11 protein-coding genes and 2 tRNA genes are annotated in these 12,354 nt (G+C 53.4%); 12 read left to right on the forward strand and 1 reads right to left on the reverse strand.

All coding sequences use genetic code 11. The features are described from left to right. Window positions 1-4: 4 nt before the first annotated feature. The gene (gene rsgA / locus SYMBAF_RS02125; RefSeq protein ID WP_040264684.1) at window positions 5-1,054 is read right to left on the reverse strand and encodes a small ribosomal subunit biogenesis GTPase RsgA; all 1,050 of its coding nucleotides are present in this window, start codon (window positions 1,052-1,054) and stop codon (window positions 5-7) included. A gap of 284 nt (window positions 1,055-1,338) precedes the next feature. On the opposite strand from rsgA, the gene orn reads away from it, so the two are divergent. The 12 genes from orn to SYMBAF_RS02185 all read left to right on the forward strand — a co-directional run bounded on the left by orn (window position 1,339) and on the right by SYMBAF_RS02185 (window position 12,324). Then, the gene (orn, locus tag SYMBAF_RS02130) at window positions 1,339-1,884 is read left to right on the forward strand and encodes an oligoribonuclease (RefSeq protein WP_006708869.1); all 546 of its coding nucleotides are present in this window, start codon (window positions 1,339-1,341) and stop codon (window positions 1,882-1,884) included. A 188-nt stretch (window positions 1,885-2,072) separates the two neighbouring features. Then, window positions 2,073-2,148: transfer RNA gene (locus SYMBAF_RS02135), tRNA-Gly, on the forward strand. A gap of 53 nt (window positions 2,149-2,201) precedes the next feature. After that, window positions 2,202-2,277, forward strand: a tRNA-Gly gene (locus tag SYMBAF_RS02140). Window positions 2,278-2,916: 639 nt separating this feature from the next. Next, entirely contained in the window at window positions 2,917-3,381 is a 465-nt protein-coding gene (tsaE, locus tag SYMBAF_RS02145) for a tRNA (adenosine(37)-N6)-threonylcarbamoyltransferase complex ATPase subunit type 1 TsaE (protein ID WP_040264685.1), read from the forward strand. Between the two features lie 13 nt (window positions 3,382-3,394). Further along, the gene (amiB, locus tag SYMBAF_RS02150; RefSeq protein WP_040264686.1) at window positions 3,395-5,095 is read left to right on the forward strand and encodes an N-acetylmuramoyl-L-alanine amidase AmiB; all 1,701 of its coding nucleotides are present in this window, start codon (window positions 3,395-3,397) and stop codon (window positions 5,093-5,095) included. A 22-nt stretch (window positions 5,096-5,117) separates the two neighbouring features. Next, window positions 5,118-6,980: a DNA mismatch repair endonuclease MutL gene (mutL, locus tag SYMBAF_RS02155; protein ID WP_040264687.1), complete on the forward strand. Its 1,863-nt coding sequence runs from the start codon at window positions 5,118-5,120 to the stop codon at window positions 6,978-6,980. After that, complete coding sequence (miaA, locus tag SYMBAF_RS02160; RefSeq protein ID WP_040264688.1) at window positions 6,973-7,908, forward strand: tRNA (adenosine(37)-N6)-dimethylallyltransferase MiaA; 936 nt, start codon at window positions 6,973-6,975, stop codon at window positions 7,906-7,908. The genes mutL and miaA overlap by 8 nt, the downstream gene beginning before the upstream one ends. A gap of 115 nt (window positions 7,909-8,023) precedes the next feature. Beyond that, window positions 8,024-8,332 carry an RNA chaperone Hfq gene (gene hfq / locus SYMBAF_RS02165; protein WP_006708864.1) on the forward strand — a complete coding sequence of 103 codons (309 nt, stop codon included), beginning with the start codon at window positions 8,024-8,026 and terminating at the stop codon, window positions 8,330-8,332. A 98-nt stretch (window positions 8,333-8,430) separates the two neighbouring features. Continuing rightward, entirely contained in the window at window positions 8,431-9,711 is a 1,281-nt protein-coding gene (hflX, locus tag SYMBAF_RS02170; protein ID WP_040264690.1) for a ribosome rescue GTPase HflX, read from the forward strand. A gap of 82 nt (window positions 9,712-9,793) precedes the next feature. Beyond that, on the forward strand, window positions 9,794-11,053 hold the full coding sequence (hflK, locus tag SYMBAF_RS02175) for an FtsH protease activity modulator HflK (RefSeq protein ID WP_040264691.1): 1,260 nt from the start codon (window positions 9,794-9,796) through the stop codon (window positions 11,051-11,053). A 3-nt stretch (window positions 11,054-11,056) separates the two neighbouring features. Continuing rightward, entirely contained in the window at window positions 11,057-12,061 is a 1,005-nt protein-coding gene (hflC, locus tag SYMBAF_RS02180) for a protease modulator HflC (RefSeq protein WP_006708861.1), read from the forward strand. 62 nt (window positions 12,062-12,123) lie between these two features. Then, entirely contained in the window at window positions 12,124-12,324 is a 201-nt protein-coding gene (locus SYMBAF_RS02185; RefSeq protein ID WP_082026895.1) for a DUF2065 domain-containing protein, read from the forward strand. The last annotated feature ends 30 nt before the right edge of the window (window positions 12,325-12,354 follow it).

A 12,354-nucleotide genomic window follows, 5' to 3' on the forward strand; every position in this document is an offset into this window, starting at 1 on the left:
ATGATCAGTCTGCCGCGTCAGTGAAGTTTTTACGTCCCCTTACCTGCGCCATGCTTTCCAGAATACGGTGATAATTGTCAAAACGTTCTTCCGCGATATCGCCTTTCTCCATCGCCGCGCGGATGGCGCAGCCCGGATCGGTGTCGTGGCGGCAGTCGCGGAATTTGCAAGCGCCTAAGTAATTACGGAATTCGACAAAACCTTGAGTGATTTGTTCCGGCTCCAGATGCCACAGGCCAAACTCGCGTACTCCTGGGGAATCGATCACATCCCCGCCGTGCGGGAAATGGTATAGCCGTGCGGTGGTGGTGGTATGTTGCCCTAGGCCCGACACCTCGGAAACCTGATTGACCTGAATTTGCTGTTTGGACGGTGGCAGCAGCGCGTTCAGCAGGCTGGACTTGCCGACCCCGGACTGACCGGCGAAGATACTAATGCGCCCGGCCAGTGCCTGTTCAAACGCCGCCATGCCTTCGAGCGTCTGGCAGGATACTTCCAGCACCCGATAGCCAATCCTGCGGTAGGTCTCCATCATGCCGTCAATCCGCTGGCGTGCGGCGGTGTCTAGCAGGTCGATCTTGTTCAACACGATCAGGGCTTCAACCCCCAGCGTTTCACAGGCTACTAGATAACGGTCGATGATGTTTAGCGAAAGCTCGGGCAGGATCGCCGAAACGATAACGATCTGATCGATATTGGCGGCGATCGGTTTCACGCCGTCATAAAAGTCTGGGCGCGTTAGCACGGAAGTGCGTTCGTGCACTGCTTCCACAATGCCTTTCACCCCTTCATGGGTACCGACGCCGGGACGCCACACGACACGGTCACCGGTAACCAGCGATCGCAACGTGCGGCGGATGTTGCAGCGGTGCTGGGTGCCATCTCTCGCTTCAACGTCGGCGTGCATCCCAAAACGGCTGATCACCCTGCCGTCCTGCGGTTCCCCCAGTTGGGAATCATCCAACTCTGGTTTGTTATCAGCGCGCTTTAGGCGACGCTGATGGTTCGCCTGAACGCGGCGTTGTTGACCTTTGGACAGTTTGTTCTTGCTCACTGCGCCTCACTTGGATCCGCTTTATAGCCTTCATATTTCAGGCCGCAGCGGCGTTGGCTTCCCTTGCTCACTCTAGTCACTGGGTTGACCAAGCTCCTAGGGATTTGCACGTTCGCCACCTTGCCGTAGCCTAGAATCTATTGGGTATATATCGCCGATGGCGACCAAAAAGACTATGATACACACTATTTTATATTAAATAACCGTTGTCAGCCGCCATGTTTGGCGAAGGGGTGGCACCGCCCGCGTATTGTTTATCTTTCGGCTTTTAGGCAGGAAATATCATGACAGGAAACGAAAGCAACCTGATTTGGATCGATCTGGAGATGACTGGGCTAGATCCAGAACGTGACCGTATCATTGAGATCGCCACGTTGGTCACCGATGCCAATTTGAACATTTTGGCCGAAGGGCCAGTGATCGCTGTGCATCAGTCTGACGAACAACTTGGGCTGATGGATGACTGGAATGTGCGCACTCACATGGGCAGTGGGCTGGTGGCACGGGTGAAGGCTAGCCATCTTGACGATCGTGCCGCAGAGATGGCCACCATCGCTTTCCTGCGGCAGTGGGTACCAGCCGGTAAATCGCCTATCTGCGGGAACAGCGTGGGCCAGGATCGACGTTTTCTGTTCCGCTACATGCCTGAACTGGAGGCTTACTTCCACTATCGTTATCTGGATGTCAGCACCTTGAAAGAGCTGGCGCGCCGTTGGAAGCCGGAAATTCTCAACGGCTGCAAGAAGCAGAGTACCCATCAGGCGATGGATGACATCCGCGAATCGGTCGCTGAACTGGCGTATTATCGCGAGCATTTTATTCAGCTATAACGGCTCCAATATTTGCGCTGAAAACGCCCATTTCTGCCGCTTAATTTACTGACTTGATGCTTTATGCGGCAGTCAGACAAAAAAGGCATTTTTTTGCTTTTTAGGGCTTGCGGCTAAAAGGATTTCTCGTATAATGCGCACCCCGTGCCGATGAAGAATTCGTTAAGCTTTCAACATCGATACGCTGTGCGGGAATAGCTCAGTTGGTAGAGCACGACCTTGCCAAGGTCGGGGTCGCGAGTTCGAGTCTCGTTTCCCGCTCCAAAATTCAAAATCCATGCTATTGTTTGATGGGTGGATGTCAAAAGTACCTCAATGCGGGAATAGCTCAGTTGGTAGAGCACGACCTTGCCAAGGTCGGGGTCGCGAGTTCGAATCTCGTTTCCCGCTCCAGTTTTCTCTTTTTTCTAGCTCCGTTCAGCGCCTGTTCTAGGGCGGTGCTTTGTTGCATTTACACACTTGGTATAAGTGTTGTGAACAGACTTATCCACAGTTCGTCTATATAACGCCCTAGTCTAAAAAATCAATACTGTGCAAGCAGGGTGTTTATTAAATTGATTTATAACGATCTTTTTTATATAAAAACATTACCTCGATCACTTGCTCTTTTTTTTACAGTTGAAAGACAACGCATTTTTATTTTTATCCACAAATCCATAAACAGACTTGGCCTCCCGGTTTATAGGTCTGCCATTGGCTTTAAGCATCCCGATACCTTTTCCACAGCCCGTATCAAGCGTTTTTCATGCCGTCGGCCCCCTAGGCTCTAAGCTTTGTGCGGGGACATGCGCACCTTGCGCGTTATCCACCGACAATTGATGCACTGAACTTGCTGGCATTAAATCCTGAGAAGCGTCAGAATCCCGTGATCACTGTGCATTCTGAGGAAGGCTGCGCTTGTTAGGATATCGCAGTACCTGCTACCGTTTCGCAAGGCGTGAATACAAAGAATAAGGAACAGGTTGGCAACAGATTTATTGCCGCACATCCTTCATTTCGTTAATCCTGAGTGGGCAAAATAGACTTTATCACATGAAAGAACATGTTTTACCTCTGCCGGATGAGGCAGCGACTGTCGCAATAGGTGCCGCCTTGGCCAAAGCCTGTGATCGCGCTAGCGTAATTTATCTTTACGGTGATCTGGGCGCAGGTAAAACCACCTTCTGCCGTGGTTTTTTACAGGGCTTGGGTCATCAGGGGAAGGTAAAAAGCCCTACTTTCACGCTGGTGGAACCGTATGCGCTGCATCCGCTGACGGTTTATCACTTTGATCTGTATCGATTGGCCGATCCAGAAGAACTCGAATTTATGGGCATTCGCGATTATTTTGTTCAGGATGCCATTTGCCTGGTTGAATGGCCACAGCAGGGCAGCGGCGTGCTGCCGGAAGCGGATCTGGTGCTGTATCTCAGCTATCATAATCAGGGGAGAGCAGCAAAGATTCAGGCGGTTTCCGCTTATGGTAGCCAGCTTCTAGAGCGTATTCACGGGCAATAGGAATGACGCCGTAATGATGTATGCGTTGAGAAAACTCGTCTTAATCGCCTTGATCGCCGTGCTGGGTTCATTGGGTGCGGTCAGTGCGCTGGAGGCGTCTGCGTTATCCCACATCAACGTGTCCAGTACCCCGCGCGAAGCAACAGTTTCGGTGAGCTTTAATGGCCCACCAAGCTATGCTTTTTTCTCGCTGCATGGGCCGGAACGTGTGGTGCTGGACGTGAACCAGAAGGGTAAGGTCGGTGGCCTGCCGCTGAACTTCAGCGGCCAAAATCTGGTGAGAAGCATTCGCTCCAGCGCGCCAAAAGATAATCAGAGTGTGCGTCTGGTGTTCGATTTGACCCAGCGCGCCAAGATCCGCGTGGCTGAGCGCCAGAACGGTGGGGTGCATATCCTGGTGTTCACCCTTGTCGCTGAGGGCGGCGCTAACGCGACTTTGGTACGTAAGGCTGCGGTGGCTGCTCCGGTGACGATAAGCCAACCGCAGCCGATGCGGCTAGCGCCAAGCGGCGCTAATCCTTTTACCAATAAGCCTAGCATGGTGGCGGGTATCACAACGGGAGTCACACCGCGCAGCAGTCGCGTTTCCGCTGGTTCTGGCGACCGGGTCGTGGTGGCAATCGACGCCGGACACGGCGGGCAAGATCCGGGTGCCATTGGCCCGAATGGTCTGAAAGAAAAGAACGTTACCATCGCTGTCGCGCGCCGTTTGCAGGCGTTGCTGCATGATGATCCGCAGTTCAAACCGGTGTTGACGCGTAACGGCGATTACTTTATCTCGGTGATGGGGCGTTCCGATGTGGCACGCAAACAGGGTGCCAACGTGTTGGTTTCGATCCACGCTGATGCTGCACCTAATCGCAGCGCCAACGGCGCATCAGTCTGGGTGTTGTCCAACCGCCGTGCCAACAGCGAGATGGCCGGCTGGCTTGAGCAACACGAGAAACAGTCTGAACTGCTCGGTGGCGCTGGCGATATGCTGGCCAATAGCCAGGCCGATCCTTATCTAAGCCAAGCAGTGCTGGATCTGCAATTTGGTCATTCGCAGCGCGTGGGTTACGACGTGGCGCTGAAGGTGCTGCAACAGTTGCAGCGCGTAGGTTCGCTGCACAAGCGTCGGCCAGAGCACGCCAGCCTTGGTGTGTTACGCTCGCCGGATATTCCATCGCTGTTGGTGGAAACAGGATTTATCAGTAATAGCAAGGAGGAGCGGCTGCTAGGCAGTAGCGCGTATCAGGATAAAATTGCTGGGGCCATCTATAATGGCCTACGCGATTATTTCTTGGTGCATCCGCTACAAGCCGATCCAAAGATGGAAAGCCGACCGTTGGACAATGTGGCTGGCACCAGTCGCCGCGTAGGTGGCAAGACCCAGATACATGTGGTTAAGCGCTCGGAAACGCTGTCTGGTATCGCCGACAGCTACGGCACCACCCTGGCTGTGTTACGCGAATTGAACAAACTGAAAAAGGATGGCGTGTGGGTTGGTCAACGCCTTAAAGTGCCGGCCGATAAAACTGCGGCTACCGTTACCTCTATCACCAAGGCGAAAACGCTGGCGCAAAAAACCGTTAAACATAAGGTGACCCAGGGTGATACGCTGTCATCTATAGCTACGCGTTATGGTATTAGCGTCAACACCCTGAAGCAGGTGAATAAATTGAAATCGGACGTTGCGCCGCTGGGTCGGACGCTGACTATTCCGCAGGCCTAGCGTCATCATCATAGGAGTCAACATGCCTATCCAGGTGTTACCGCCACAACTTGCCAACCAGATCGCTGCCGGAGAAGTGGTCGAACGGCCAGCATCTGTGGTGAAGGAACTGGTGGAAAACAGCTTGGATGCTGGGGCAACTTGCATTGATATCGATATCGAACGCGGCGGTGCCAAGTTGATCCGCATTCGTGATAACGGCTGTGGCATTGGCAAAGATGACCTTGCGCTGGCTTTGGCGCGCCATGCCACCAGTAAAATAAGCACCCTCGACGATCTGGAAGCCATCGTCAGCCTTGGTTTTCGCGGCGAAGCACTGGCCAGCATCAGCTCTGTTTCCCGTTTGAGCCTTACCTCACGTACCGCCGAACAGAGCGAAGCCTGGCAAGCTTATGTTGAAGGCTGCGATCAGACGGTGACGGTCAAACCCGCTGCGCATCCGGTCGGCAGTACGCTGGCAGTGCTGGATCTGTTTTACAATACCCCGGCACGCCGCAAGTTCATGCGTACTGAGAAAACCGAATTTGGTCATATTGATGAAGTAGTGCGGCGTATAGCGTTGGCACGCTTCGATGTAGCGATCAACCTTAGCCATAATGGCAAGCTGATTCGTCAGTACCGCGCGGCGAAAGAGAAAAACCAGCATGAGCGCCGGCTGAGCAGCATTTGCGGTTTAGCTTTTTTGCAGCATGCACTGAACCTTTCCTGGCAGCATGGCGAGTTGTCAATCTGTGGTTGGGTGGCCGATCCCGCTGGCGCACGACAACTGGGTGAAATTCAGTACTGCTACGTTAACAGCCGCATGATGCGCGATCGCTTGATTAACCACGCGATCCGCCAAGCCTATCAGGATCAGCTCAAAGACAATCAGCAGCCCGCTTATGTGCTGTATCTTGAGGTAGATCCGCATCAAGTGGACGTAAATGTTCACCCAGCTAAGCATGAGGTGCGCTTCCATCAGGCGCGTCTGGTGCACGATTTTATTTATCAGGCGGTAACCCGGGTGTTGCAGCAGGCTGGCTCTGCGCTGCTGGCGGAGGAACCGGCCGAAAAGGAAACACCGACCTGGCAGCCGGAAAATCGCATCGCCGCTGGCGGCAACCACTTCTCTCAGCCTACACCGTGTTGCGAAAAAACACCGTCTTCACCACCAGCGTCCGCTCGCGGACGCGCACCACAGCCAGCCTATCATTCGGGCAGCGGCTACCAAAAGCGTGAAGGTGAGTTGTACGGCAAGCTGTTGCAAGCTGCCAAGCCCCAGGACGAAATGTCAAAGCAACCGCTATTTCCACCGGTAAAGTCCGCGCAGGAAGCGCTGCCAGCAAGCAACTCGCACAGTTTTGGTCGGGTAATGATGATCCATCCGCCGTGTTACGCACTGATTGACTGGCAGCATCAGCCCGCTTTACTCAACCTGCTGGTGGCGGAGCGCTGGCTGCGTCAGACACAGCTCAACCCGCCGGAAGAAGGGTTGCGCTCACAGCCGCTGCTGGTTCCGATCAAGCTGGTGTTGAGCAAAAATGAAGCGACGGCGATAGTGCGCCATCAGGCGCTGTTGGTGAAAATGGGGTTGGATTTGCAGGCGGATCACGGCCATGTGATGCTACGGGCAGTGCCTTTACCATTGCGTCAACAAAATTTACAAAAACTCATTCCTGAGCTGTTAGGCTATCTGGCCGGGCACCAGGAAATGTCACCTACAATGTTGGCCATTTGGCTCGCTCAACGTTTAGGCAGTGAGCATCAACAGTGGAACTCCTCGCAAGCGATACAATTGCTGACCGATGTTGAACGACTCTGCCCGCAGTTGGTCAAATCGCCACCGAGTGGGCTTTTACAACCCGTTGATCTCCAGGCCGCACTGGCGGCTCTTAAGCATGACTGAAATAACACCACGTCCCCCGGCTATTTTTATCATGGGGCCGACTGCTTCGGGCAAAACTGAGCTAGCGATCGCGCTGCGGCAGCGCCTGCCTGTGGAACTGATCAGCGTGGATTCCGCATTAATTTATCGCGGTATGGATATCGGCACCGCCAAGCCAAGCGCCGGAGAGCTGGCGCAGGCACCGCATCGGCTAATTGATATCCGCGATCCGGCGCAAATCTACTCAGCGGCGGATTTTCGCGCCGACGCGTTAAAAGAGATGGCTGACATCACCTCCGCTGGGCGCATTCCGCTGCTAGTGGGTGGCACCATGCTGTATTATAAGGCGCTGTTAGCAGGGTTATCGCCGCTGCCTCCCGCCGATCCGTCGGTACGCGAGTGTATAGAACAGCAGGCGGTGGAACAAGGGTGGAAGGCTTTGCACCGCCAGTTGCAGGAAATCGACCCGGTTGCGGCATTAAGAATTCATCCGAATGATCCGCAGAGACTCTCCAGAGCACTGGAAGTTTTTTTTATTTCAGGTAAAACTTTAACGGAAATGATTAAAATTTCGGGTGAATCGTTGCCGTATCATGTCCACCAATTTGCGATAGCGCCGTCCAGCCGTGCGTTGATTCATCAACGCATTGAGCTGCGGTACCAGCAAATGTTGGCGGCGGGTTTTGAGGCGGAAGCGCGCGCACTTTTTGCACGGGATGATTTGCATATAGATTTGCCTTCCATTCGCAGTGTTGGCTACCGCCAGATGTGGTCATATTTGTCTGGCGAAATGAGTTACGATGAGATGGTTTATCGTGGTATTTGCGCAACGCGTCAGCTAGCCAAACGCCAAATGACCTGGTTACGCGGCTGGAATTCGGTGCATTGGCTGGACAGTGAGAAGCAGGGAGAGGCTTTGAACGCGGTAATACAGGTTGTTAGTGCATAGGTTGAGTGATTGTGTACAATTGATGAGTATTCAGCGCGCAAATTTTTGCATCGTTTATTTTATAGAGCCAGCAGGCTCTTATTTACAAACAACAAGCATATAAGGAAAAGATAGAATGGCTAAGGGGCAATCTTTGCAAGATCCGTTCCTGAACGCATTGCGTCGTGAACGGGTTCAGGTTTCTATTTATTTGGTAAATGGTATTAAGCTGCAAGGCCAGATTGAGTCTTTTGACCAGTTTGTCATCCTGTTGAAAAACACCGTAAGCCAGATGGTTTATAAGCATGCTATTTCTACGGTTGTTCCGTCACGTCCGATTTCACACCATAGTAATAATCCGAATGGCGGTACCAGTAATCATCACCATGTTAACAGTCCGTCTGCGCCGCAGCAGCCACCGCAGGAAAGTGATGAAGCTGAATGAAGCGCTTTGTCAGCCCGCCATGGCGGAGAACATAAACAGCGCACAGCTGTTTATGTTCCTTAACCTTGTTGTTTATGTCTGTTTGAGAGGTTGCACGCTTGTTTGACCGTTATAAAACCGGTGAGCAGGCCGTCTTGGTTCATATTTACTTCTCGCAAGACAAAGATACTGAAGATTTCAGCGAGTTCGAATCCTTGGTGTCCTCGGCGGGTGTCGAAGCTTTGCAAGTGGTGACAGGAAGCCGCAAAGCTCCACATCCTAAGTACTTTGTCGGCGAAGGAAAGGCCGAAGAAATCGCCGATGTAGTAAAAGCCAGCGGCGCATCTGTTGTTCTGTTTAATCACTCCCTCTCCCCGGCGCAGGAGAGAAACCTTGAGCGTCGGTGTGAATGCCGGGTGATTGATCGCACCGGGTTGATTTTAGACATCTTTGCCCAACGCGCTCGCACCCATGAAGGTAAGTTGCAGGTAGAGCTGGCGCAGTTGCGCCATATCGCCACACGCTTGGTGCGTGGTTGGACGCATCTGGAGCGCCAAAAAGGGGGGATTGGCCTGCGTGGGCCGGGCGAAACTCAGTTAGAAACTGACCGTCGTTTGTTGCGTGATCGCATCAGCTTGATTTTGCGCCGTCTGGGGCGGGTTGAAAAGCAGCGTGAACAAGGCCGACGGGCGCGAACCCGTGCTGATGTGCCTACCGTGTCGCTGGTGGGTTACACCAACGCTGGCAAGTCCACCTTATTTAACCGAATGACATCTGCCGGGGTGTACGCAGCAGACCAGCTATTTGCCACCTTGGATCCCACTCTGCGGCGTATTAGTGTGGCGGATGTGGGCGATACTGTGTTGGCGGATACCGTAGGCTTTATCCGGCACTTGCCGCACGATCTGGTGGCTGCCTTTAAGGCGACACTACAGGAAACGCGTCAGGCGTCTTTGCTGTTACATGTTATCGATGCCGTAGATATCCGCGTCAATGAAAACATGGAAGCGGTTAACACCGTGCTGGCGGAGATTGACTCGGATGAGATCCCTACACTGTTAGTGATGAACAAAATAGATATGTTGGATGATTTTGTTCCGCGTATCGATCGCAACGATGAAAACTTACCGATCCGGGTGTGGCTGTCCGCCGCCAGTGGTGAAGGTCTCTCGTTGCTATATCAGGCGTTGACGGAGCGCTTATCGGGGGAAATCGCGCATTATGAGCTGCGTTTACCGCCACAGGCAGGCCGTCTTCGCAGCCGTTTTTACCAGCTTCAGGCAATTGAGAAAGAGTGGAACGAGAAAGATGGCAGTATTGGCGTGGTGGTACGTATGACTAGCGTTGAGTGGCATCGCCTCTGCAAACAGGAACAGAGCCTGATTCACTTTATCGTATGATCATCTCCTGTTACATTTGATAACCTGCTGTACTAGTAAGTGTCAGCCTGAAGTACCTAAATCACAAAATATGGAGCTAAACATGGCGTGGAATCAGCCCGGTAATAACGGACAGAACCGCGACCCGTGGGGGAGCGGCAAAAATAATGGCGGCAACTCCGGCGGTAACAACAAAGGTGGTCGTGACCAAGGGCCACCTGATTTGGACGATGTCTTTCGCAAACTGAGCAAGAAATTGAGCAGTTTGGGGGTGAGTAAACGCTCCAACAGCAATAGCGGCGGCACCGACACCTCAGATCCAGGCTATAGCGGCCGTATCATCTGTATCGCGGCGGTTGCCGTAGTGGTGATCTGGGCCGCCAGCGGCTTTTACACCATCAAGGAGGCCGAACGCGGTGTAGTGACTCGCTTCGGTAAGTTCAGCCATCTGGTACAGCCGGGTCTGAATTGGAAGCCGACTTTCATCGACGAAGTGCGCCCGGTTAACGTAGAGTCTGTGCGTGAACTGGCGGCCTCTGGCGTGATGTTGACTTCCGATGAAAATGTGGTGCGCGTAGAAATGAACGTACAGTACCGTGTGACCAATCCAGAAACCTATCTGTTTAGCGTGGTGAATGCCGACGACAGCCTGAGTCAAGCGACTGACAGCGCCCTGCGCGGCGTGATCGGCAAATACTCGATGGATCGTATCCTGACCGAAGGCCGTACCGTGGTGCGTAACGATACTCAACGCATGTTAGAAGAGACCATCCGTCCTTACAACATGGGTATCACGCTGCTGGACGTCAACTTCCAGGCTGCGCGTCCGCCGGAGGAAGTTAAAGCATCGTTCGATGACGCTATCGCTGCGCGTGAGAACGAGCAGCAGTACATTCGTGAAGCGGAAGCCTACGCTAACGAGGTGCAGCCGCGTGCCAACGGTCAGGCGCAGCGCTTGTTGGAAGACGCCAAGGCATACAAAGATCGTACCGTTTTGGAAGCCCAGGGTGAGGTAGCTCGCTTCGCCAAGCTGCTGCCGGAATACAAATCAGCCCCAGACATTACCCGTGAGCGTCTGTATATCGAAACCATGGAAAAAGTCTTGAGTCATACCCGTAAGGTGCTGGTCAGTGATAAAGGCAATAATCTGATGGTGTTACCGCTGGATCAAATGCTACGCGGCCACGCTAATGTTCCGGCGGACAGTAGCGACAAAGACACCAGCCTGATTCGTCTCACCCCTGTTCCCTCTGCCAACGGCGGCAGTAGTTCCAACAGCCAGCAAACCCGCAGAGGTTCGAGCATGAACCAACGCCAGGCAAATGCGCAGCGCGACAACACCACTCGCGTAGGGAGAGAGTAATCAATGCGTAAGTCTTTTGTAGTTATCGTCCTCGCGGTGCTGATGGCGCTATACACTTCACTGTTTGTGGTGCAGGAAGGTCAGCGTGGCATTGTGCTGCGCTTTGGCAAGGTGCTGCGCGACAGTGAAAACAAACCGCTGGTGTATGCACCGGGTATGCACTTCAAGATCCCGTTTATTGAAACCGTGAAGAGCCTGGATGCGCGTATCCAGACTATGGACAACCAGGCCGATCGTTTCGTCACCAGTGAAAAGAAAGACCTGATCGTTGACTCCTACCTGAAGTGGCGTATCAGCGATTTCAGCCGTTACTATCTGGCGACTGGCGGCGGCGATGTCTCTCAGGCAGAAGTGCTGTTAAAACGTAAATTCAGTGACCGTTTGCGTTCCGAGATCGGCCGTCTGGACGTGAAGGAAATCGTGACCGACTCGCGTGGAAAGTTGATGTCAGACGTGCGCACTGCACTGAATACCGGCACTGTGGATGATGGCGAAGAAGTGGCGGCCAGTGGGGCCGATGACGCTATTGCCTCCGCAGCGGCGCGCGTTGAGCGGGAAACCACCGGCAAACAGCCGCCGCTTAACTCGAACAGCATGGCAGCGCTGGGCATCGAAGTGATCGACGTGCGTATCAAGCAGATCAACCTGCCGGCCGAAGTGTCTGACGCTATCTACCAGCGTATGCGCGCTGAACGTGAAGCGGTAGCCCGCCGTTTGCGTTCGCAGGGCCAGGAAGAAGCGGAGAAGCTGCGTGCCAGTGCGGACTACGAAGTGACGCGTACCTTGGCGGAAGCTGAGCGTCAGGCGCGAATCACTCGTGGTGAAGGCGATGCCGAATCGGCTAAGTTGTTCGCTAGCGCGTTCAGCCAGGCTCCAGACTTCTACGCCTTTATCCGTAGTTTGCGTGCTTATGAAGCCAGCTTCAGCAACAATCAGGACGTGATGGTACTCAGCCCAGATAGCGATTTCTTTCGCTATATGAAGTCGCCTGACTCCACGCGTAAGTAATCGCAACAGCTAAATTATCAGGGGTCCGTTTAATCGCGGGCCTTTTCTTATTTGGGGGATGCATGAATTCAACAATCTGGTTGGCGCTGGGGTTGGTTTTAGTGCTGGAAGGGCTAGGGCCGATGCTGTTTCCACAAGCCTGGCGCCGAATGATATTGGTGATGACTCAGTTGCCTGATACTAGGCTGCGGCGATTTGGCGGTGGAATAGTGGTTGCGGGTTGTGTGATCTATTACCTTTTGTGCAGCCATGCAGAGGGATAAAACTTAGTCTAAAAAATGCGCAATTGCATG

This window comes from Serratia symbiotica (assembly GCF_000821185.2).
GTDB lineage: Bacteria > Pseudomonadota > Gammaproteobacteria > Enterobacterales > Enterobacteriaceae > Serratia > Serratia symbiotica.